This is a genomic window from Pseudoalteromonas sp. KAN5 (assembly GCF_022846535.1).
GTDB classification, from domain to species: Bacteria; Pseudomonadota; Gammaproteobacteria; order Enterobacterales; family Alteromonadaceae; genus Pseudoalteromonas; species Pseudoalteromonas haloplanktis.
The window spans coordinates 3,448,959-3,472,344 of the sequence record NZ_AP025589.1; the positions used below are offsets into that span (position 1 = coordinate 3,448,959).

General features: G+C 41.9%; 20 protein-coding genes and 1 pseudogene. 9 read left to right on the top strand and 12 right to left on the bottom strand.

The window, feature by feature from the left end; genetic code table 11:
* Positions 1 to 3: 3 nt before the first annotated feature.
* The 5 genes from KAN5_RS15345 to KAN5_RS15365 all read right to left on the bottom strand — a co-directional run bounded on the left by KAN5_RS15345 (position 4) and on the right by KAN5_RS15365 (position 3,926).
* Complete coding sequence (locus KAN5_RS15345) at positions 4 to 969, bottom strand: tyrosine recombinase XerC (protein WP_016709992.1); 966 nt, start codon at positions 967 to 969, stop codon at positions 4 to 6.
* Complete coding sequence (locus KAN5_RS15350) at positions 966 to 1,589, bottom strand: DUF484 family protein (protein ID WP_016709993.1); 624 nt, start codon at positions 1,587 to 1,589, stop codon at positions 966 to 968. The genes KAN5_RS15345 and KAN5_RS15350 overlap by 4 nt, the downstream gene beginning before the upstream one ends.
* On the bottom strand, positions 1,586 to 2,416 hold the full coding sequence (gene dapF, locus KAN5_RS15355) for a diaminopimelate epimerase (RefSeq protein WP_138554726.1): 831 nt from the start codon (positions 2,414 to 2,416) through the stop codon (positions 1,586 to 1,588). The genes KAN5_RS15350 and dapF overlap by 4 nt, the downstream gene beginning before the upstream one ends.
* Before the next feature lie 62 nt (positions 2,417 to 2,478).
* Positions 2,479 to 3,732 carry a diaminopimelate decarboxylase gene (gene lysA, locus KAN5_RS15360; protein WP_016709995.1) on the bottom strand — a complete coding sequence of 418 codons (1,254 nt, stop codon included), beginning with the start codon at positions 3,730 to 3,732 and terminating at the stop codon, positions 2,479 to 2,481.
* Complete coding sequence (locus tag KAN5_RS15365; RefSeq protein WP_016709996.1) at positions 3,732 to 3,926, bottom strand: lipoprotein; 195 nt, start codon at positions 3,924 to 3,926, stop codon at positions 3,732 to 3,734. The genes lysA and KAN5_RS15365 overlap by 1 nt, the downstream gene beginning before the upstream one ends.
* Before the next feature lie 148 nt (positions 3,927 to 4,074).
* Here KAN5_RS15365 and cyaY point away from each other — a divergent pair, with 148 nt between their 5' ends.
* The 8 genes from cyaY to add all read left to right on the top strand — a co-directional run bounded on the left by cyaY (position 4,075) and on the right by add (position 13,780).
* Positions 4,075 to 4,398 (top strand): iron donor protein CyaY, encoded by a 324-nt coding sequence (cyaY, locus tag KAN5_RS15370; protein WP_016709997.1) that lies wholly within the window; start codon positions 4,075 to 4,077, stop codon positions 4,396 to 4,398.
* Positions 4,395 to 5,051, top strand: a complete 657-nt coding sequence (locus tag KAN5_RS15375) for an alpha/beta hydrolase (RefSeq protein ID WP_244390052.1) — start codon at positions 4,395 to 4,397, stop codon at positions 5,049 to 5,051. The genes cyaY and KAN5_RS15375 overlap by 4 nt, the downstream gene beginning before the upstream one ends.
* Positions 5,052 to 5,075: 24 nt before the next feature.
* A complete protein-coding gene (locus KAN5_RS15380) occupies positions 5,076 to 5,945 on the top strand; it encodes a DUF2914 domain-containing protein (protein ID WP_244390053.1) in 870 nt (289 codons plus the stop codon).
* Between the two features lie 51 nt (positions 5,946 to 5,996).
* A complete protein-coding gene (gene hemC, locus KAN5_RS15385) occupies positions 5,997 to 6,947 on the top strand; it encodes a hydroxymethylbilane synthase (protein WP_016710000.1) in 951 nt (316 codons plus the stop codon).
* Positions 6,948 to 8,804 (top strand): uroporphyrinogen-III C-methyltransferase, encoded by a 1,857-nt coding sequence (locus tag KAN5_RS15390; RefSeq protein ID WP_138554730.1) that lies wholly within the window; start codon positions 6,948 to 6,950, stop codon positions 8,802 to 8,804.
* Positions 8,801 to 9,910 carry a heme biosynthesis HemY N-terminal domain-containing protein gene (locus KAN5_RS15395; protein ID WP_138554731.1) on the top strand — a complete coding sequence of 370 codons (1,110 nt, stop codon included), beginning with the start codon at positions 8,801 to 8,803 and terminating at the stop codon, positions 9,908 to 9,910. Before KAN5_RS15390 ends, KAN5_RS15395 begins: the two co-directional genes overlap by 4 nt.
* A gap of 38 nt (positions 9,911 to 9,948) precedes the next feature.
* Positions 9,949 to 12,645 (top strand): CHASE domain-containing protein, encoded by a 2,697-nt coding sequence (locus KAN5_RS15400; RefSeq protein ID WP_138554732.1) that lies wholly within the window; start codon positions 9,949 to 9,951, stop codon positions 12,643 to 12,645.
* Between the two features lie 133 nt (positions 12,646 to 12,778).
* On the top strand, positions 12,779 to 13,780 hold the full coding sequence (gene add / locus KAN5_RS15405) for an adenosine deaminase (RefSeq protein WP_244390054.1): 1,002 nt from the start codon (positions 12,779 to 12,781) through the stop codon (positions 13,778 to 13,780).
* A 34-nt stretch (positions 13,781 to 13,814) separates the two neighbouring features.
* Here add and KAN5_RS15410 read toward each other — a convergent pair whose 3' ends face one another.
* From KAN5_RS15410 to ubiD, 5 genes are all read right to left on the bottom strand, one after another.
* Positions 13,815 to 14,219: a CBS domain-containing protein gene (locus KAN5_RS15410; RefSeq protein ID WP_244390055.1), complete on the bottom strand. Its 405-nt coding sequence runs from the start codon at positions 14,217 to 14,219 to the stop codon at positions 13,815 to 13,817.
* 128 nt (positions 14,220 to 14,347) lie between these two features.
* The gene (locus KAN5_RS15415; RefSeq protein ID WP_244390056.1) at positions 14,348 to 15,040 is read right to left on the bottom strand and encodes a YafY family protein; all 693 of its coding nucleotides are present in this window, start codon (positions 15,038 to 15,040) and stop codon (positions 14,348 to 14,350) included.
* A 20-nt stretch (positions 15,041 to 15,060) separates the two neighbouring features.
* Positions 15,061 to 15,381, bottom strand: a complete 321-nt coding sequence (locus KAN5_RS15420; protein ID WP_016710007.1) for a hypothetical protein — start codon at positions 15,379 to 15,381, stop codon at positions 15,061 to 15,063.
* Between the two features lie 442 nt (positions 15,382 to 15,823).
* On the bottom strand, positions 15,824 to 16,537 hold the full coding sequence (fre, locus tag KAN5_RS15425; protein WP_016710008.1) for an NAD(P)H-flavin reductase: 714 nt from the start codon (positions 16,535 to 16,537) through the stop codon (positions 15,824 to 15,826).
* An 86-nt stretch (positions 16,538 to 16,623) separates the two neighbouring features.
* Positions 16,624 to 18,090: a 4-hydroxy-3-polyprenylbenzoate decarboxylase gene (gene ubiD / locus KAN5_RS15430; RefSeq protein ID WP_016710009.1), complete on the bottom strand. Its 1,467-nt coding sequence runs from the start codon at positions 18,088 to 18,090 to the stop codon at positions 16,624 to 16,626.
* A gap of 274 nt (positions 18,091 to 18,364) precedes the next feature.
* Between ubiD and KAN5_RS15435 the strand changes: the two genes are divergently transcribed.
* Positions 18,365 to 20,896, top strand: coding sequence for a GGDEF and EAL domain-containing protein (locus tag KAN5_RS15435; RefSeq protein WP_244390057.1), 2,532 nt, complete (start codon positions 18,365 to 18,367; stop codon positions 20,894 to 20,896).
* On the opposite strand, the pseudogene KAN5_RS15440 reads toward KAN5_RS15435, so the two are convergent.
* Positions 20,893 to 22,915, bottom strand: a pseudogene (locus tag KAN5_RS15440) (methyl-accepting chemotaxis protein). The gene KAN5_RS15435 and the pseudogene KAN5_RS15440 overlap by 4 nt on opposite strands.
* A 76-nt stretch (positions 22,916 to 22,991) precedes the next feature.
* Positions 22,992 to 23,276 (bottom strand): MliC family protein, encoded by a 285-nt coding sequence (locus tag KAN5_RS15445; protein WP_016710012.1) that lies wholly within the window; start codon positions 23,274 to 23,276, stop codon positions 22,992 to 22,994.
* Positions 23,277 to 23,386: the final 110 nt, after the last annotated feature.

Genomic DNA, 23,386 nt, shown 5'->3' on the forward strand with positions numbered 1-23,386 from the left:
TGGCTAGTCGGTATTTGAGCGCTTTTTAGCGCGAGGGTGAGTGTTGTCGTACACTTTGGCTAAATGCTGAAAGTCTAAATGAGTGTACACTTGGGTTGCTGATAAACTGCTATGACCTAATAACTCTTGTACAGCTCGTAAGTCGCCTGAGGATTCTAAAATATGTGATGCAAATGAATGGCGCAATTTATGCGGATGTACTTGGCTACTAATGCCTTGTTTTATACCCCACTCTTGCATTCTGAGCCGCACGTGACGCGCGGATATACGACATTTTTTACTACTAACAAATATCGCAACTTCATCAGGGTGAGCAAATTGCGGCCGAAGCTTTAACCACTTATTTAGTGATTCTAACGCCTTACCACCAACCGGTAAGAGGCGTTCTTTATTGCCTTTACCGCGGACTAAAATTTCAGCTGAACTGCGGTTAATATCCTGTAAGTTGGCGCCGACTAACTCGCTTATCCTTAAGCCAGAAGAATACATTAATTCCATCATCGCCTGGTCACGTATTGCTAGTGGGTCATCGTCTTGAATATCAAGTAACCGCGTCATTTGATCAACATCGAGATTTTTTGGCAGTGGCTTGGCAAATTTAGGGCCTTTGATTGCCTGTGCTGGATTATGGTAATGGTGTTGTTGATTGGTATTCTTTGTTTTTAAAAACTTATATAAGCTGCGAATACAGCTGAGTTTTAAGCTAATTGTGCGTCCGCTTAATTGTTTGCCTCTGAGCTGCATACTGTAACGACGTATATGTTCACCTTGCACATTTGACCAATCATCGCAGAGTTTACTGAAGTATAAGGCTGCAAAACCAAGCTGGCTGGTGTATTGCGTTATCGTGTGCGGTGAGTATTGTTTTTCAAACTTAAGGTAGTCGCTAAATTGTTGAATAGGTGTGCGCCATGCATCGCTTAGTTGCTCGCAAAGCTCTGCTATATCAGGTGGGAGCTGCTCGCTCATGCAAGTTCCTGTTCTAACTCCAGCAATCTGAGTTGCAATGAGCGCACAAACTCAAGCACAAATAAGCTGTCTTTTGCTGGCTCGAAATGATTCGGATCTGCGCTACCAAATGCCAAAATGGCGATAGGGTGCTGACTGTTGCCAATTAAATACAGTGCACTTGATTGGATATCAATTTTAAACAGTAAATCTCGCTCTTGCTGATTTACGCGACCTAGATAAATCCCGTCTGGTTGTAAACGATGGGCAATTAGCTCATCAAACTTACTTTCATACTTTAGTAAGTGGCATTCACTAATAGCAGGGTTAGTACAAATAATATTACGTAAGTTAATAGCTAAGGTTTTAAAATCGTAGTTAGTCCAAAGCTGACGATGACATTCACTAAATAAGCTATAAATGAGCTCGTTTTCTTTGGCATGCGCAATCAAGGAGGCTATTTTACTTTTTAGCATCGTATTATGCTCACGTAATTGGCGTTGTTGAATATGCACCAATGAGGTTGCACCTTGCGCATGTTGCTGAAGCTCTAATTGCGCTAAAAGGTCACTGTTTTGCTGTAAAAAGCATGGGTTTTCACGTAAAAAATCAGCAACTTGTTCAGGTGTTATTTGACTCATAAAGCAACTTGTCCATCAAATACATGTTCAGCAGGGCCTGTCATTCTTACCGGGTGACCTTCACCTTGCCAGCGAATTTGCAAACTACCGCCAGGTAAATCGACCTGCACTGTGGTAGAGAGTTTACTTTGAATTTGGCCAATCACCATAGCGGCACAAGCACCGGTACCGCAAGCCAGAGTTTCGCTAACGCCGCGCTCCCAAACTCGCAGTTTAATGTGCTCTGGGTTGATCACCTGCATAAAGCCAACGTTAACTCGCTGCGGAAAACGTTCGTGATTTTCAAGTAATGGCCCTAGGGTGTTTACGTCGGCGGTATCTATGTCATCCACCTCTAGTACGCAATGTGGGTTACCCATTGATACAGCACCGCTAAATACGGTGTGTTCTTCAGCGCGGATAATATAAGTGAGTTCACGCTTAGTCGCTTTGAGCGGTATTTTACTTGGCTCGAAATTAGGATGACCCATATTGACTGTTACTTGACCATCTTTTTCAATATATAAAGTCAAGTTACCTGATTTGGTCGATACGGTAACCTTATGCTTGTTGGTAAGGCCTTTCATTCGTACAAAACGAGCAAAGCAGCGAGCGCCATTGCCACATTGTTCGACTTCGTTACCATCGGCATTGAAAATACGATAATGGAAATCAAGATCAGGAGAATAAGGCGCTTCTACCATAAGTAATTGGTCAAAGCCGATGCCGAAATGGCGATCTGCCAGTTTTCTTATTTGATCTCGTGACAGGAAAACGTTTTGTGTAATGTTATCAATTACAACAAAATCGTTGCCTAGGCCGTGCATTTTGGAAAAATTAACTAACATAGCGCTCTAATTCGGGTTGCTCTGCGCTAATCATGCCACAGAGCAGCCGTGTTACAAAAAGTTTATGGTAAAATTTTCTCACCTTGCCATAAGCTTTCAATTGTTTCACGTGCGCGGATCAAATGACTCTGCTCACCATCAACCATAATCTCAGCCACACGAGGGCGAGAATTATAATTTGAACTCATAGTAAAGCCGTATGCACCCGCACTGCGCTGTGCTAGTAAATCACCTTGTTGCAATGCCAACATGCGATCTTTACCTAAAAAGTCACCGGTTTCACACACAGGGCCAACAATATCAAAATTGTGGGTGGGGGTGTCGTCATTGCGTGGGGTTACTGGCACAATGTTTTGCCATGCTTGATATAATGCAGGGCGCAGCATATCGTTCATACCGGCATCAACGATCGCAAAAAACTTATCTTGGTTTTGTTTAATAAACTCAACTTTAGTAACTAAAATACCGGCATTAGCAGCAATTGCACGGCCAGGCTCAAAAATAAGCTCTAGGTGTTGGTAGTCACTTAAACGCTCGGTGATATGTGCCACGTATTCGCTGGGGTGTGGCGGGGTTTCACCGTTATAAGGTACGCCTAAGCCACCGCCAATATCTAAGTGGCTCAGTTCAATGCCATTTGCTTTTAACTCATCAATCAGTGCCAGCACTTTATCGAGGGCTTCTAGGAATGGTTTTATTTCAGTAAGTTGAGAGCCTATATGGCAGTCAACGCCGGTAATTTTTAAACCAGGTAATGATGCTGCATATTGATAAACGCTTACAGCCGTTAGAATATCTATACCGAATTTATTTTCTTTTAAGCCTGTTGAAATGTAAGGGTGGGTTTTAGCGTCAATATCAGGGTTTACACGAATCGAAATCGGCGCGACTAAATTAAGCTCGCTAGCAACGTGTGATATGCGATCTAATTCAGACACTGACTCTACATTGAAGCATTTAATGCCTAGTTTTAGCGCATAGGCAATTTCGTCAGCTGTTTTTGCGACCCCTGAAAAAACTACTTTACTGGGATCACCACCTGCTTCAATAACACGCGCAAGTTCACCTTTAGAAACAATATCAAACCCTGAACCTAAACGCGCAAGCACGTTTAACACGGCAATGTTTGAATTCGCTTTTACAGCATAGCACACTAAGTTTTTATGATTGGTAGCCGCTTCAGCAAAGGCAAGATAATGACGTTCAAATGTTTTGCGTGAATAAATATAGCAAGGTGTGCCGTATTGCGCTGCAAGCTCATTGACAGCGATGTCTTCAGCATGTAGCTGATTATTTTTATAGTCAAAAAAGTCCATTATTGGTCCTGTTTCGATTCAGTAGTTGATGACGGTGTTTTAGTAGCGGCAGGCGCTACTTGTTCTGGTTGATTCGGCTCTGCATTTTCTTCAGGTAAATACAGTGGACCACTTTGTCCGCAACCAGCTAAAGCGATAAGAAGTACACTGAGTGAGGAAAGTCGTGTTAATTGTTTAAGATGCATCTCTTTCATTAGATTAATCGTGTTGCTGGCTTTATAATCGCAGATTAACAGAATATCTAAAAAATGCAGCTATTCGCGGATGAATTTATTCCTGTTACACTAGTTGCACGCAATTCGTACCGAATACCTGGCTAAATGCCCGTAAAAGGAAACAATTATGACTGATCATGAATACCATCAATTAGCCGAAGCACTTATGTTTACCATTGAAGAGCAAGTGGATGACTGTGAAGCCGACTTAGACTATGAATCTGGCGAAGGTATTTTGGAAATTATTTTTGCCGATCGCAGTAAAATTGTCATTAATAAGCAAGCGCCTTTACATCAAGTGTGGGTTGCAACTAAGTTTAATGGTCATCACTTTGAATTACGTGGTGATCAGTGGATTGATAACCGTTCGGGCGCTGAGTTTTGGCAGTTTATGAATGAGGCGACCACGCGTCAGGCCGGTCAAACAGTTGAGTGGCAACCAGCCTTATGAGTTTAGCGTTTGTAGAGTACCCTGCAAAGGGCGAGCATAAAGCAACGATTATTTGGTTGCATGGCTTGGGCGACTCAGGCGATGGTTTTTTGCCTGTTGCATCACAACTTGCGTTACCTGATGAGCTTGGTTTGCGGTTTGTATTTCCCCATGCACCAGTACAGCCGGTCACCATAAATGGTGGTATGGCTATGCGATCTTGGTATGATATTAAATCAATGGATTTAGATAAGCGTGCGGATGAAGCTGGGGTGTGTGAATCAGCGACTAAAGTTGAGTTATTGATCAATCAAGAACTCGAGAAAGGCATTCCAGCAAATAAAATAATATTAGCTGGTTTTTCTCAAGGTGGCGTTATTTCATTACATTTAGCACCGCGCTTAAAGCAAAAGCTGGCTGGTGTGATGGCGTTGTCGACATACATGTGCGTGCCTGAGAAATTAACAGCTGAAGCAAAACAAACAGGTTTAAATGTATTTATGGCTCATGGTAGCCAAGATCCAGTCGTACCTTATGAGGCTGGCCGTCATGCGTTTGATGTATTGGTAGCGCATAACATGGAGGTAAGTTGGCAAGACTATCCTATGGGCCATCAGGTCTGTGGGGAAGAGCTATTGGCTATCCGCCACTGGTTAATTGCCCGCTTAAGTTAATAGTGTTGAGTAGCCGAGGCTAAAATGAAACAAAAAATAGTGATCACCGCAAATATGAGTCGTGCAGCAGCACCTACTGCCCCAGAAGTCACCTATCAATGGCATTGGCAGCGCATTGTGGCTGTTATGTTATTGGTGGTATTTGCGTTAGTTATTGTTGCATATAGCCTATTGGGCTCGGTAAACGCCGAGCAAAATGATCAACAGCCTATTGATAGCTCAGTGGCGGAGGTGGTAACTGACAGTGTAACTGATGACCCGCAGCTAGTTGACCCACGTATTGAGGAAAGTGATACTGAACTTGATTCAGCCTCAGCAATACCAGTTATTGCAGCCGTTATTGAAAACTCCGATATTGATGACCTTGCAGCATCAGCCAGTGAGCCTGAAGCGCAAATTACTGTTCAGGAACAAGAAGTCCGCGAGGAGTTACCTGCTAGCACCACTGTTATTCCTGATACGAATGAGGAATTGGTTGGACAAGAGGTAACCGTTCAACAAACTGATAGCTTTGCACCTTCGGCACATGTGGCCAGCGTTGCGCTTGGTGCGCGAATTGATACCGACAAAGTAAGTCGAGCTGTATTGACGCGTGAAGTCGTAGACCGTGAGCCGGTTAACGTATTTAAAGCAGATGTGCGTTTTAATGAATTTACAGAGACGATGGCATTTTTTAGTGAACTCAAAAACCTGCAAGGGCAAAAAGTTAAGCATGTTTGGCGCTACGAAGATGAAGTGCTAGCCAGCATTGAGCTCGATGTTACTTCGCCTCGTTATCGTACTTTCTCTAATAAAACGATTTTACCTGAACAAGTTGGTAATTGGCGCGTTGATGTTGTTGATGAACATGGCCATTTGTTGGCACAAAAAGAATTTCGCATTTTGGCTGAGTAAGCGTTTAGCGTACTTTGAGACTCAGCAAAGAAAATTAATTGGACTCTATTTATGATTGGAAAAGCGACAAAAAAATCTCAACTAATCCGTATTGCGACTCGTAAAAGTGCCTTAGCACTGTGGCAGGCGGAATTTGTAAAAGCACAACTTGAGCATTTTCATGCTGATCTTACGGTTGAGTTAGTGCCTATGTCGACCCAAGGGGATATCATTCTCGATACTCCGCTTGCAAAAATTGGCGGTAAAGGCTTATTTGTTAAAGAGCTTGAGCAAGCAATGTTAGATGGCCGTGCTGATATCGCTGTGCATTCAATGAAAGATGTACCGGTGGATTTTCCACAAGGGTTAGCGCTGCATACTATTTGTGAGCGCGAAGATCCACGGGATGCGTTTGTATCGAATAGCTTTGATAATATTGCACAGTTACCGCAAGGTGCTATTGTTGGTACATCCAGTCTACGTCGTCAGTGCCAAATACGTGCATTGCGCCCTGATTTAGAAATTCGTGATTTACGTGGTAACGTGAACACGCGTTTAGCCAAGCTTGATGATGGCCAATATGATGCGATTATTTTAGCGGCTGCAGGTTTAATTCGTTTAGAAATGCATGATCGCATTAAAGCCTTTATTGAGCCGGAGCAATCGCTACCAGCTAATGGTCAAGGTGCGGTAGGTATTGAGTGTCGTATTGATGATGAAGTAACCAAAGCATTACTTGCACCGCTAGAGCACAATGAAACGCGTATTCGTGTAAATGCAGAGCGTGCCATGAATCGCCGTTTAGAAGGCGGTTGCCAAGTGCCAATTGGTGCGTATGCATTAGTTGATGGCGAGCAAGTGCATTTACGTGGCTTAGTGGGCGCGATTGATGGCAGCGAAATTTTGCGTGCTGAGATCAGTGGTAATGCCAGCGATGCAGAACAACTAGGTATACAACTGGCCGAGCAATTACTTGCATTAGGTGCAGATAAAATTTTAGCAGACGTATATAGAGACGCATAAATGGCACAGATCCTGATAACTCGCCCACATGGAAAAGGCACCGACCTTGCGCAGCAACTGTCGCAGAAGGGTTATCAGGCGACCTTGTTTCCAGTTTTGAAGATCGATTATTTCACACCAAACAACACCCAGCTAACGCCTCTACTGAATGCAGATAAAGTTATTTTTATCTCTCAAGATGCCGTCAATGCACTGCTGGCTCTAAAACCCGATATTAATACCAAAGCACAGTTTTATGCTGTAGGCGAACAAACTGCTGAAGCCATTTGGCAGGCATTTGGCGTGCGCGCCGCGGTGCCTAAGCAGCATGATTCTGAAGGATTATTAGCGCTGAAGTCATTACAGCAGATTGATGGGCAAAATATTGTTTTAGTGAAAGGCAAAGATGGCCGACCTACTATTGCAAAAACGCTCAAACAGCGTGGAGCATTTTTAAATAATTTAGTTGTTTATCAACGTAGCCCTACTGAGGGAAATTCAGCTGACTGGCTAGACCACTGGCAAAGCATTGATGTTAAAGGTATAGTCATTACAAGTAATGCGGCCGTTGACGCGATTTTTCGCCAGCTGAGCGTGCAACAACTAGAATGGTTAAGACACTGTCAGTTTTATGTTGCCAGTGCTCGCATTAGCGAACACCTTGCGGCGCAGCAGATTGACTCGGCAAATATACACATTGCCGCAGGTGCAAGTGATAGCGCTATGTTTACTTGTATCAGCGAAGGTACCCTTATGAGTGAAGATACAAAGCCAATAGCTGACACTAAAGCAGCACAAAGCAGTACAACCAAAGTGAATACTAAGGTTACAGACTCTCCTTCGGCAACAAAAAAAGACTTTGCTATGAAACAAGAAACGCCCCCAACTAACAAACAAAAAGTAAGTAAAACTGGCAGCTTAGCACTGCTGATCTCGTTAATAGTGGCAGCTGGGGTGGGGTATCAGTTTTATCAAAAATTAAATACGCAGCAGCAAGCTAATCAAGTGATCAATCAACTATCTGCTGACAACCAACTGCTTGGTAAAGAGCTACAAGCCGTAAAAGTCGCCCAGCAAACCTTGCAGCAAGCCTTGTTTAACAGTGAGCAAAAAGTGACGGCAGCTTTAGCTGCAAGCAAAACACAAACACAGCAGCAACTAGAAAGTGCGTTACAGCGTGCAGAGCAACAAGCTTATAGCCTCAACCCCCAAGAAGTTACCAGCTTGCAACGTATGGCTGAGTTTAAATTGTGGGCTGAAAAAGATTATCAAGGTGCAACGGCTGTATTATCTCGCTTAGATGCGCTACTTGCTGAACACCCCGGCACAGGCGCTATTCGCCAGGCAATACATCAAGACTTGCAAGCGCTAAGTACTGTTGAACCGGTGGCAGTAGAAGCCATTTATTTAACGCTGCACGGCGTGCTTGGGCAAGTTGATAAGCTTGTTTTTAACGCGGTGGCATTACCACAAGAAGTGGAACAAGAAGATCAACATGCGTTAAGTGAGAATATCAGTGATTGGCAGCAAAACTTAGCGAATTCATGGCAGCAATTTAAAGATAACTTTATTAAAATTCGCCAACGTGAAGATATTGCTATTGAACCTTTATTAACCGAGCAAGAGCGCCATCTTATCCAACAGCGCTTAAGCTTATATTTATCGCAAGCGCAAGATGCACTGTTGACTAAACAAGCCAGTGTTTATTTTACCGCGTTGAGTCAAGCCGAAGTATTAGTAAAAGATTACTTTAAACATGATGACGCTCTCACTAAAAGTACGCTTAAAACGTTGCAGGAGTTGAGCAAAGAGCAGTTAAACTTTAGTCCAGCTATCACTTTGAAAAGTACTGAGCAGGTCAAGGAGTGGGCACAATGATCCGCTTAATATTGGTTATTTTAGCCGTTGCGCTACTGCTTGCTTTATCGCCGATGCTAATAGGTGAAGTGGGTTATGTATTAATTTCGTTTAATCAAACAACTATTGAAGGGTCTATTGTCGCTTTTTGTGCGACCATTTTGGTTATCGCGCTCGGGCTGTATTTAACTTATAAGTTGATCCGTTATATTTGGTCTATGTATAGCAACACTCGTCATCGTTTTTTTGCCCGTAGTGAAGAGCGTAAGCAAGCTGCGATTGAGCAAGGTGTATGGAGCTTAATTAATGGCGATAGCGAACAGCTTGAACTTGCACTGGCTAACAACAGCGTGGCTGATAATTGGCAAGATGTGCGCTATGCGTTACTAGCCAAAGCGGCTTTACAGCATAATGACCCGAGTAAAGCAATTGGTTTACTTGATCAAATATCACCAGCAAATCAATTGAAGGCCGCGAAACTTTGGCTTGCCAGTGGTGATTGCAGCACCGTAGCGGGAGAGCTAAAGGTGTTGGCTGAGGCTAAGAAAGCCACTGCCTTGGAACTGAAACTCTATGCTGAGGTACTTGTGCAGCAGCAAAAATGGACGGCACTTGAGCAATTTATGCCGCGTTTATTAGCTAAAAAAGCATTAACACAGAGCCAATGGACAGTGTTATTAACCAGCTATTTTATGGCGCAGCCACAGTCGCAATTAACCGATAAATACCAGCAGTTACCCAAGCCGGTAAAAGCAAAAGCGCAGAACTGTTATTTAGCGGCAATGGCCAGTGCCGGATGCTTAAATGAAATAGAGTTAAGCCTGATAAAAATGCTGAAAAAACCAGAGCAACATGCCGAGCTTGCACAGATTTTGAAAGTCTCCGCACCGGGAGACGCGCTAAAATTACAAGCAAGTTTGCAAGATACGTTAAAGAAAGACTCTGATAATCAAGACTTGCTACTTGCGCTTGCTTGTCTTGCGAATGCGCATGGGGAGTATGACCTCGCCGCGCGGGTATTTGATAAGGCCTTAACCCGAGAAAATAGCAAGGCATATTTCGCTCAAGCACAGCTTAGTTATAGTAAAAGTGCGCAGCCACAAAAAGCACTCGATCTTTATTCGTAGAGACCGCGGATCCATACCGGCATAGGAGCGCCAGAGCATTGAAAAATATATTTACTCTGACGTTTAGCATTGCTTTTGCTTATTTTTTAACTGGCTTCTTTAGCAATTCACTGTTGGCAATAGATGGCTATGCAGTGGCCTCGTGGCCACCATCAGGGATCGCGCTTGCTAGTTTTTTATTGTGCGGAAAACGCGCCACCTTCGGCATTTTACTCGGCGCTTTATTGACTAACTTGCTCCATCTTGATCAAGTTGTTGATATTCTCCATTGGCAGGTTTTTCTACAAGCTTTAATTGTCTCGTTAGGGGCGGTGTTGCAGGCTTGGGTTGGTTGTTATCTGATAGTCAAAATCATAAAAGCCCCCCTCGATCTCTCCTCTTTAAAACACAGTATACAAAGCTTGATCGTTGCAGGACCTATTTGCTGTGTAATTTCAGCATCGATCGGCACAAGCTTATTAGTCTTTAATCATGTTATTCCCATGCATGATGCATTTGATAATTTTATAGCATGGTGGATCGGCGACAGTATTGGTGTCTTGATTTTTACGCCACTTATATTAGCTGCTTTCAATTACGCGCAAATGCGTCACCGTTTACAAGTCATTTTGCCTTCGTTATTGATCTATATTGTGATCAGTATCAGTTTTTATGCCGCGGCAAGTGTGAAAAGAGATAAAGAGATTCAAAAGCAAGAAGCGAAAATTGCCGAAATAAAATTGGAGATAAGCCATAAATTAGATGAAATAACCAGCCATTTAACACTACTGTCGACCTTTTTTGCCAGTAGTGATGAGGTTAGTTACGGTGAGTTTGAGCGTTTTACTTCAAAACAACTGAATTATAGCCCTGAAGTACTCGCGTTTGATTGGGTGCCAAATATCTTGTTAGCGGATGTTGAGCACCATCAAGACAAAGTGCGCCAGCAAGGCATGCATAACTATTATATAAAAGAAAAGCCACAGCAGTATTGGCAGGGTGTTACCAAACGTGAAGGCTATTACCCTATACTGTACGTAAACCCTATAGCGGGGAATGAAGAGGTGATAGGTTTTGATTTAGCGTCAAATAGTCAGCGCCGTAGCGCATTAATGATGTCCAAGGAATTGAATGAATTAGTCATTAGTGAACCCGTTAAGCTAATACAAACAAAGAACGATGATAGCGGAGTGTTGTTTTTCTTTCCGGTGTTTGGCGATTTACAAACCCAAGGTGATTTTAGGGGATTTGTGGTAGCTGTTGTTAGCTTGGCACGTTTGGCTGAGGCATTACAATTTAACCATCATAGTCAAATTAGCAGTCATTTCTATGATGTAACTGAGGCTGATGCACGACAATTAATTTATCGCACTTCGCGCACTGATATAGAGCTGTTGAGTGAATACCAACTAACGATAGGCAAGCGAGTTTGGCAAGTACAGATCTTTGAGCCAAAGGCACAAATGTCGTGGTTATTGTATTGGCTTGCGCAAATATTAGGGATGTTATTTGTGTGGTTGTTGATTACATTTTTGATCTCGGTAACGGGGACTAATATTCAGATCCGTGAGCAGGTTGCTCAACAAACACGAATTTTGCGTCAAGAAAAACAAAAAGCCGATAAAGCAAGTCAGACCAAAAGTCAGTTTTTGGCTAATATGAGTCACGAAGTCCGCACCCCAATAAATGGTATTAAGGGGCTGCATTATCTGGCATTACAACAGCAAGATTGGCAGCAAGCACGAGGTTTTATTGAGCAAGCAGATGGTGCGCTTAGCGTCTTGTTGCGAGTATTAAATGACGTACTCGATTTTTCTAAAATGGAAGCAGGTAAACTCGACTTAATGCAAGAGCCCATTGCGCTGAATAAGCTGATTGATGAGCTCGTTAACTTAGTGCAGTTTGAAGTTGATATGAAGTCACTGCAACTTATTGTCGATTTAGAAAATAATGTAGAGCTTCAGCTTGATAGTGACCCAATTCGCTTAAAACAAGTGTTGCTTAACTTATTAAATAATGCGATTAAATTTACTGCTACTGGCGCTATCACGTTAAAGGTGTGGCAACAGCAAGACAGCGTATACTTTAGCGTCAGTGACACGGGTATTGGTATTAGCGAAACAGCTCAACAACAACTATTTCAACCTTTTGCCCAAGCGGATAGTTCTACCTCTCGGCAGTTTGGTGGTACTGGATTAGGATTAAGCATTTGTAAAAAGTTAGTTGAGTTAATGGGGGGAGCAATTAGCCTCGTCAGTAAGGAAGGAGTGGGTTCAACGTTTACCTTCACCCTGCCACGCATCTCACCGCTGGCTAGGGCAGAGCAATTAGAGCCGCAGTTTAATGATATTGATACCAGCACTTTATCGCTTGCTAATTTTAAAATTTTATTAGTTGAAGATAACCCGCTGAATCAACATGTTGCTACCGCTATTTTAAAAACCAAAGGCTGTGTTGCAGATGTTGCCAATGATGGATTTGAAGCCATCGAAAAAGTGTCTGCAGCACGTTATGATTTAGTACTGATGGATATTCAAATGCCGAATATGGATGGTTTGCAAGCCACTAAAGTGATCCGCTATGAGTTATTTATGCATGAGCTGCCGATTATTGCTTTGTCTGCCAATGCTCATGACGACGATGTTAAAAAAGCACTCGCGGTCGGTATGGATGGTTACTTAACAAAACCAATCGATGCTGAGAAACTCTTTAAAACAGTGTGGCACTATTTGCATAAAGATGTTTCACAGCAATAAAGTCACTGTGATTTAACCTTTTATTGTAATGGGCTGACAAATGACCTCAATAATATGAATAAAATCATCTAAACTTGAATTACCGATTTAAGTGCGTATCATCCGCGCAAATTAACTGAACTGAGTGCTCATTATGATCAATAAAAAACTCCCCTTGCTAGATATACATCGCCATTTAGATGGTAATGTCCGTGCACAAACAATTCTTGATTTAGGTCGCCAGTTCAATATCAAACTGCCAGCTGACAATGTTGAAGCACTTATTCCACATGTACAAGTTATTGATCCTGAACCGAACCTAATGGCTTTCTTACAAAAGCTTGATTGGGGTGTTGCAGTACTTGGTGACTATGATGCATGTCGGCGTATCGCCATAGAAAATATCGAAGATGCTCAAGCGCAAGGCTTAGATTATGTTGAGCTACGTTTTAGCCCGTATTACATGGCGCAGAGCTGTGGTTTGCATCCACAAGGTGTGGTTGAAGCCGTTGTTGATGGTATTAAAAGTGCCACTCAAAACAACAGCGTGAAAGCGAATTTAATTGGTATTATGTCGCGCACTTACGGAACTAAAATTTGCCAACAAGAGCTTGATGCCTTGCTAGCGTTTAAAAATGACTTAGTCGCTGTTGATTTAGCGGGTGATGAAATTGGTTTTCCGGGCGAGCTGTTTGTAGAACACTTTAAACAGGTACGCGATGCCTACTTGGCTGCAACAATTCATGCTGGAGAAGCATTAGGCGCTGCCAGTATTTGGCAAGCGATTAATCAGCTTGGTGCTGAGCGTATTGGTCATGGTGTAAAAGCGATTGAAGATGCCAAGTTGATGGATTACCTGCGAGATCAGCGTATTGGTATTGAGTCGTGCTTAACCAGTAATGTACAAACCAGTACGGTAGCAAGCTTAGACGTACATCCTCTGAAGCGCTTTTTAGATCATGGTATTTTGGCTTGTATTAATACCGATGATCCCGCAGTTGAAGGCATCGAAATTGAGCATGAATACGCGATTGCAGCACCCGCTGCGGGGTTAACTCAAGCCGATATAGAAAAAGCTCAAGCAAATGCGCTGGCAATAGCCTATTTAAGTGATACAGAAAAACAGCAACTAATACACGCTGCTGCCGCACGCTAATAAGGGGTAGGCGTTTTTTATACGCCTAATATTTTTATTGGCAGCTCAGATAGTTATCAAACATTGCTTTGAGAATATCACTACGACCAATCATCCCAATTACTTTAGTGCCTTCAACAACAGGGTAGTTTTTTGGCTTCCCTGTTTTCATTTGCTCCGCAAGCTCTATGATGTTGGTGTCGCCGTTGACGGTGATAACCTCTGTCTGCATTAGTTGCGCAACCTTAACCACGCCGTCACAAAAATAACTACTTTGCATTAATGGCCTAAGTAGTTCTTGCTCAGAGATAAATCCTACTAAACATTTATTGTCATCAAACACCGGTGCACCGAGTAATTTAAATTTTTGCAGTTCCGCAATGGCGGTGGTCATTTCAGTCTCTGGTGTGATGTGTGGCAACTTACGTTGCATGAAATCTTTTACTTTTGTATTTAACATTTGGGTCTCTCCCAATTAATGACTTGTACAAAGTATGGTTAAGGATCTGCTTTTTGGGAAATTGTTTATGTTGATTATATTGATAGGTAGAAACAATCATTACTCAATTTAATTGCATTCTACTCATACTAACTTGTTTGATATTTAGCTTTTACTAACTCAATGTAATGAGCTAAATTTTTTTGTGGGTGGGTAACAAATACTTTGCAAACAGGCGTTATAGCTTGGATACGATCTAAACGAAATTCACGATAGTCAGTACGTAATTGGCAATAAGCAATCAGCGTCCATTTTGCTCCCCAGTACACAAGCCCTAAAGGCTCTGCAATACGGTGAGTGGACTGCTGGTTAACATCAATATAGTGAAATTCTATACAGGTTTTATTAGCAATCGCTTGGCGGAGTAGCAAGGTGGTTTGTTGCTGGTTTTTATCATGGCTAAAAGAGGGGACGATATAAGGCAACTCGTCGACTTGTTGTTTTAGTTTTTCAGGTAATACGGCATTTATTTTAGTTATTGCAGCTTGGGCATTTGCAGCTAATTGTGGGTCGGTCCATGCACTCACCATGTTACTACCCAGCAGTAGTGCTTGTAACTCCTCTAGCGTAAACATCATGGGAGGAAGGTCGTATTCAGTAATTAGATAGCCAACACCCGCCTCACCTGCAACAGGAACTCCTGAGCTTTGGAGGTGTTGAATATCACGGTAAATAGTGCGCTCAGACACATCTAACCTAGCGGCGAGATCACTTGCAGTGATCGCAAAGCGGCGACTTTTTAGTATATTTACTAGTTGAAATAGCCGCTCTGATTTGTGCACGAATGGATCCTTTATTTAGTTTAACTTTGCTGGCAAGCTGTTTGGCTCAGTACCTCATAATGAGTTAACTGTACACTTTGTTTTGCTATTAGCGCAGCAAATTGTTGGCAAATGGCATTTTCAGAAAACGCATCACTTATACGCTTTGCATCTGTTGGTGTAGCAAAGTATATGACATCGATGTAAAGCGGGGTATCAGGTTGCTTAGCAAGAGAGCGATAAAATACGCCCGGTTGTTGGTCAATGAAATTTTGAAATGCGTTATTAGCAATATGAAATTGTGCTAAATCGGCGTCAGTGTTGAGTGTGAAATTAACAACTTCGATTACGTTAGTGGTCATAATTATGCTCCTTGTTTAAGAGCGTTCAGTAAATCATAAGGTTTTGTCAGAGAGTGTCAGTAATGTAATCGTTGTTCTACATTAATGTTTTTTGCGCAATTTCTTTGCTGTATGTCTCAAAGTCCGAAAGATGGTTATTAATCACCGCAATGATGATATCACTTGCACTTGCAATACGGTTGATGCCGAGTTTAAGTCAACGAGGTCAATATCGCTATTTTTGTTGGCAGTCCCCTGATTATGAGAGCTAAATAAATAGATCAGTTTTATGCCTTTAATATGTTTAAGTAAAAAAGTTACGATACGCTGTTCGATTGCCGAAGCCATAAAACGGCACTGATTCTATTTATTAAGTGAACTCAGTATAACTTTAATGGATGGGATTTGTATATTTAGTGAGGATTAGTCCATATAAAAAAAGCGCCACCGGCGCTTTAATACGCTACTTTATAAATGCAAAAGCATCGGCATACATGTTTTCGCGGATTGCGCCATGCGCCAAAAAGTCATCACGAACAATGCCAATCATATCAAAACGACCGGCCATGTAGATATCGTATGGTGCAAGTGAAACGATATCTTGCATTACGGCCTTATGTACATAACCGGTGTGCCCTGTCCAACTGTCCGTGGGATTTTCAACCACTGGAATAAAAGTAAAGTTTTCACGGCTATCAGCCCATGCTTGCATTTCGCTATGTGCATAAAGAGCTGACTCTTCACGGACGCCCCAATAAAATAACACTGGGCGGTCACAACCAATTTCACTTAAATGGTCGGCCATCGATTTCACGTATGAGAACCCTGTGCCGCCAGCAAGTAAAATAATTGGGCGTTCGCATTGTATACGTAATTGTGAAATACCAAGGCCAGCTTCGATGGTCACTAAGCTTTTATCAGCATGTGCCGCACGAAGGTGTTCAAGGGTTTGCATTGCGTATGAATCAGCCGCAGATGCACCAATGTGCAGCTCTAGCTGATCACATTGTGAAGGGCGGCTCGCAATTGAAAAGGCACGTTTGTCTTTTTCACCGAGTACAACTTGTAAATATTGGCCTGCTTCAAAAGTAACGCTTTGTGCAGGTTTTAAAATGACCTTGTGAACAAATTCTGTTAATGGGCTGATAGCTACAACTTCAGCGTGTAATGTTTGCATGTTTTACCTTAAATTAGCGGATACGCACTTTATTTGAGCAATACTAGCATATCCGCAGGGTGAGTTTATAGCCTCTAACAGCGCTGTTAGAGAATATCTAGGCTTTGCCAAATTTCATCAACACGATCTTTAGTCGCTTGATCCATCACGATAGGCTCGCCCCATTCTCGAGTTGTTTCACCTGGCCATTTATTGGTGGCATCCATCCCCATTTTAGAACCTAAACCTGATACGGGTGAGGCAAAATCAAGGTAATCAATTGGCGTGTTTTCAATTAACGTGGTATCACGAGCAGGGTCCATACGCGTGGTGATTGCCCAAATGACATCATTCCAGTCTCGCGCGTTGACGTCATCATCGCAAACAATCACAAATTTAGTGTACATAAACTGGCGTAAGAACGACCATACCCCCATCATTACCCGCTTTGCATGGCCTGGGTATTGCTTTTTCATTGTCACAACGGCCATACGGTAAGAGCAGCCTTCAGGGGGTAAGTAAAAATCGACAATTTCAGGGTATTGCTTTTGTAGTACAGGTACAAAGACTTCGTTTAACGCAACACCTAAAATCGCGGGTTCATCTGGCGGGCGGCCAGTAAAGGTACTGTGATAAATAGGATCTTTGCGATGTGTCATGTGTGTAACTGTCATCACTGGAAAGTCATCGACTTCGTTATAGTATCCGGTGTGATCACCATAAGGGCCTTCAGGAGCCATTTCGCCCGGCATAATATAGCCTTCAAGGACAATTTCAGCGCTAGCAGGCACTTGTAAATCATTGGATATGGATTTTACTACTTCAGTTTTGCTACCGCGTAGTAAGCCCGCAAAGGCATATTCGCTTAAGGTATCAGGTACAGGGGTGACGGCGCCTAAAATAGTCGCCGGATCTGCGCCTAGTGCCACCGATACCGGATAAGGCTGGCCTGGGTTTTCTTTGCACCATTCTTGAAAATCAAGTGCGCCGCCGCGATGGGATAACCAGCGCATAATGATTTTATTTTTACCAAGTAATTGTTGGCGATAAATCCCAAGATTTTGGCGCTTTTTATAGGGGCCTTTGGTGACGGTTAAACCCCATGTAATCAACGGGGCTACATCGCCTGGCCAGCAATGCTGAATAGGAAGTTTAGTTAAATCAACATCATCACCTTCAATAATGACTTGTTGGCACGGCGCTTTTTTTACTTCTTTAGCTGGCATGTTTAATACTTGCTTAAACACAGGTATTTGCCCGAATGCTTCTTTTAAGCCCTTTGGTGGCTCAGGCTCTTTTAAAAATGCCAGTAGTTTACCCACTTCTCGTAATTCACTGACATCTTCTTTACCCATCCCCATAGCGACGCGCTCTGGCGTACCAAATAAGTTAGCTAATACTGGGATGTCATAGCCTTTAGGGTTTTCAAACAATAAAGCAGGGCCTTTAGCACGTAAGGTGCGATCGGCAATTTCTGTCATTTCTAAATAAGGATCAACTTCTTGTTGAATACGTTTTAATTCACCTTTTTTTTCGAGTAACTCGATAAAATCGCGCAGATCTTTGTATTTCATTATGGGCCGCTTTAAAGCTGAAAAAGACTGCTGGTATTATACTTAAATTAATACGTTAAGCGAATTAAAGCGGCTTATTAAGTGAGTGTTTAATGAGCATTTTCATTACATTATTAGTGGAGTAAGCTATAGTGTAGAGCAGATGCATAAAATGAGTTTTCAATAAATGGGCGGGCTTATCATAAAGTTATTTATCAAGATCATAGTTGCTTATTTTATAATTACTTGTGCGGGGCATGCAATTGCAAAGTCGTCCTTTGATTCTGTAATTAATGTGTCGCTTTTAAATGATCACAGTGCAGTCATGCTCGTGGTTGAGCCGCAAACAGGTGAGATTAAATTTGCCAATCAGGCTGCAGCATTATTTTATGGTTACAGTGTTGCGCAATTGCAAACAATGCGGATTCAGCAAATTAATATATTTACTGAACAACAAGTTGCGCAAGAGCGTCAAGCCGCGCTCAATAAAGGGCAGAATTATTTTGTCTTTCAACACCGTTTAGCTAATGGTGAAACACGTACTGTAAGTGTTTATTCAGCCCCATTTAGAGTTGAAAATAAAGATTTCTTATTTTCTGTTGTGCATGATATTTCTTCGCAGCGTAGCCTCGAAGCTGCGCTTTGGCATTACCAAGAAAACCTTGAGGAATTGGTTGCGAGCCAAACTAAAGAAATCGAAGAAAAAAGCGCGGACCAATTAATATTAGCGCTCATTTCAATTTCTTTATTGATGATCTTGTTAGCTATTTTAACTTTATTAGCTGCTAGGTTACGCCGTGCTAAAAAGTCGGCACAAAAAGACAGCGCAATGCTAAAAGCTATTTTTAACAGTATTGATGATCTATTGGTTTTCACCGATACCGAGCATGTTGTGATTACCGCTAATACGATGGCTATACAAAAGTTAGCAGCAGGAGAGTCACTGCAAGGGAAAAATATTTACTCATTTACACAGTGCCCAAAAGGTATAATTGGTGTTGATAACGAATGCCAGTTTCATGGTTTAGAAGAGGATTTTTGGGGAGAGGCACGAGTAACAGCTGTAAATGATGAAGCTAATATTAAGATAGGTGAAATACATTTAATTCGCGATATCAGCCAAAAACTGCAAACCCGACAACAACAGCGTTTAGCAAGTACCGTATTCTCAGCAACCAATGAGGGTATTTTGGTATCTAATCGTAACAATGAAATTCAAGCAGTTAATCAAGCCTTTACGCATATTACAGGTTATCAAGAACAGGATGTGATAGGTAAAACACCGGCAATATTAAATTCTGGGCGCCATAAACCTGCGTTTTTCCAAGCACTATATCAACGCTTGAATGAAGAAGGACATTGGGAAGGTGAAGTTTGGAACCGTCGTAAAGATGGCAGTATTTATCCTAGTTGGCTCAATATTTCGGTGGTTTTTGATGATGATAAAGAGATTGAGCAGTATGTTGCTTTATTCAACGATATTTCTTTACGTAAAGAAAATGAGCAAGAGATGTGGTTGCAAACTAATTTTGATAACCTGACAGGGTTAGCGAATAGATACCATTACAACAATAAGCTTGATCAAGAAATGATCCGTGCCAGTGCTGACAATAAACGCTTGGCTATTTGTTTTATAGATTTAGATCGATTTAAAAGCGTGAATGATACGCTAGGGCATAATAGCGGTGATTTATTATTACTTGAGGCCGCTAAAAGGCTAAAAGCATGTATGCGCAGCTCTGATGTTGTTGCGCGTTTAGGCGGTGATGAGTTTGCGTTACTGCTTCCAGGGATCAACACCTTAGCTGATATTGAACGATTAGCCCAAAAGGCACTGCAAGCACTCAATTCCTCATTTAAAATTGGTGAGCAAGATGTGTTTTTGTCGGGTAGTATGGGGATCACTATTTTCCCTGATGATGCTGTTGAACGTAAAATATTACTGCGTAATGCTGACAGTGCTATGTACAAAGCTAAGGAGCAAGGGCGTAATTGTTTTGAATTCTTTACCAGTGGTTTGCATGAACAAGCAACAGCCCGCAGCAAACTTGAGAATGCTCTGCATAAAGCGCTGAGTAATAATGAATTTACTGTTTATTTTCAGCCAATTGTTAGCCATGATAAAAAAACGGTTGGGTGTGAAGCGTTATTACGTTGGCATAGTGCAGAATTAGGTGCTGTGTCTCCTGCGCAATTTATTCCTGTGTGTGAAGAACTGGGGCTAATAATTCCCATTGGCGAGTGGGTGTTAAGAGAAGCGTGTCGGGAAGCGTCTACATGGTGTAATTGTTTTGGTGAGCAATTTTTTGTCACTGTCAATATGTCGAGTGTTCAGTTCATACGCCAGGATATTGAAGCGCTAGTTAAAACTGTACTGCGAGAAACACAGTTATCACCTAAGTGCTTAACGCTTGAAATTACCGAAACGTTACTCGCTGACAACAGTGTGAACACGTTACAGCAGTTGCAAGCCTTACGAGCGATAGGTGTTGGATTAGCAATTGATGACTTTGGCACTGGTTACTCGTCGTTGAGTTATTTAAAACGCTTTCCACTGAGTAAATTAAAAATAGATCGGGAATTTATTAAAGATTTACCTGATGATCTTGAAGACTGCGCAATGGTGAGCGCAATAATTTCAATGGCAAGTAATTTACATTTAGAAGTGGTTGCTGAGGGCGTTGAAACCGCCGCGCAACGGTCTTTTCTTACAGCTTTGAATTGTGATTACATTCAAGGTTTCTTATACAGTAAACCATTACCCGCGGCATCATTTGACAAGTACATTAGAGAGTTTATAGATGGTCAACATCTTAACCAGCATTAGAATTTAAACCTTTCTACTGCGCTGGTAAGAGAGTGAGCGAGCTGTTTCACATCTTCACTTTGAGTTGCTAATGTACTTGCATGTTCAGCATTGCTTTGTGCCTGCAAGGTTACTTGAGTCATGAGCTGTTTTATATCATTGCTGTTATCTAGTTGATGATGTGATGACCCCGCAATTTGTATACTCATCTGATTAATAGTCACTAAGGTACTTTTTATTTTATCTACAGCTAGATTGAGCTCACTGCTATTTTCTACACACTCTGTGGCTTGTTGCTGAGCATCATTAATTTCATGGCCTGCGGTGTTAGCTTGCTGTTGCAATGTTTGGATCATAGCGTGAATTTCACTTGTAGAGCTTTGTGTGCGTGCAGCTAAAGAGCGCACTTCATCTGCGACAACTGCAAAGCCTCGGCCATTTTCACCTGCGCGGGCAGCTTCAATTGCAGCATTGAGTGCGAGTAAGTTTGTCTGCTCTGCAATACTACTAATGGTATCCACAATTGCGCCAATTAATTGTGTGTGTTGAGTGAGTTCATTCGTGCTCTGTACTGCTTGATCAAGACGAGAGAGTAAAGCAACAATTCGTTGACTGTTACGATCAGCTATGTGGTTTACATTGTTAGCAAATTGCGAGGCGTTTGTAACTTCACCGGAAGTGTTATCTGCTTGTTCGCAAACAGCTTGTGAATTGCTAAGCATGTTATGAGCCACTGCACTGGCCTGAGCAATGTGATCTAGTTGCTGTTGTGCAGCCTCAGTCATTTGTTGGCCTTGCTCACTAGTTTGCATTGCTGATTGATCCAAAGTATGGGCGTTGTCACTTATTGCACTGAGTAGTTCACTCAAATCATCACTTAATTGGTTGATATTATTTAAAAGTATGCCAAATTCATCATCGTTCAGTGGTTTTGTACGTTTTGATAAATCTCCTGAGGCGATGCGTGATAGCGCTTTATTAACTGCATTTAATGGTTTTAGCATGGCTCGTGTCGTTAAAAAACAGATCAAGGCTGCGAACGAGATGAGTACTAAAGAGATGATAATAGCGAGTTTTGATCCCGTGCTGATCACTGATTGAGCATCGCTTTGTAAGCTGTTAAAGCGTTTATCAGCTAATTGGTTGAGCTCAATAATAAGTTGTTCAGTAAGTTGGAATTGCTGCTGAAAGGCTGAAAAAGGCTTGCTCAGCCGCTACTTTGCTGCTTAAAAGTGTACTTTGTTGTTGATATAGCGTTATTAGTTGTTGATTTATTAAGTTTAGTAACTCTTTTAGGCTGGTAAAGTTGGTGATATTTTTTAGTTCACTTGCTTGTTGCTGCAGGTAAGTAAAATTAGATTGGATATTATCGAGCAAGAAGCGAGTGTCTTGTTGATGCTCATTAAGTGTTTGTAGGCTGTTTATATGATTGATCCCCTTAACATTGTTCCCCAAGGTGAAAAGCAAATCATCAATGCGGGTCGCGGTACCAACAATCGCGGCTAATAAAGTCTGCTGTTCAGCTGTTACTTCGATTAACTCTAAATCAAGTAGACCATTACTTAAATCTGCGAGGTTGTTAGCGTAATCATTGGCTAATGCAGCCACCTGTGTTTCGGCGGTTAACCCTTGCTGTTTGGCACTAAACATGGTTGTGCTGGTCGTACTAAATAGCTGGTATTGCTGTGCTACTTTTGACAGCAACTGCTGCATTTGCGGTTGGTCACTAAGTTGTGTGTTTAACTCTTTTAATTTGGAGGCAAATAGAGCTTGGTTTTCGCGGGTACTTTGCAGTTGCTGGTGTAAAGCTTCTTCACTTGTTTGGCTATACGCAACGGCATTATATTTAGTTATTGATAATAAAGATAAACGTAGCGCGTTACTTTGTTGTTGTACGGGGACTGCTAACGTTTCGATATCTGAAGTGGCATGGTCAATTTTTCCGAGCGACCAGTAAAAAAAACCACTGCTGGCCAGCATTAAAAAACCAATGGTGGCAAAGGAAAAAATGAGTTTTGTTTTGATAGCAATAGCGCGCATAGCTAACCCGTAAATACTTAATTACTTATGAGTGTAGCAGTGTTTTTATAAATTATAAGTGTGGCGCGCGAATGCTTTACTCTAAGTTACAGTGGTATTTGTTGCCATCAATGATCAACATAGCTTCGTTACCTTTGGTCCAAAACAGCACATCATCATTGCTATACTTTACACCTGAAGCGCTGGTTTGCTGCGTTAACTGGTAAGTAACCTGATTATAGGCTAATGAAGCTGTTTCTTCACTTTCACTGGTGATAACCGCTGTAAGTTGGCTATCGCAGGAGAAAGACTGACTGTTTTGTTGTTCGGTACATGCGCTCAAGCTCAAAACACCGAGTGCAATTAATACGCTTTTATACATAAATTGTTACCTTGGTAAGTGGGTTTGACTCCTAGCATAGCAAACGAAAATTAACCGTTGGTGAAAATGGCTGTTTAGGCTATGTTGATTATTATAAATATTTAAGTACA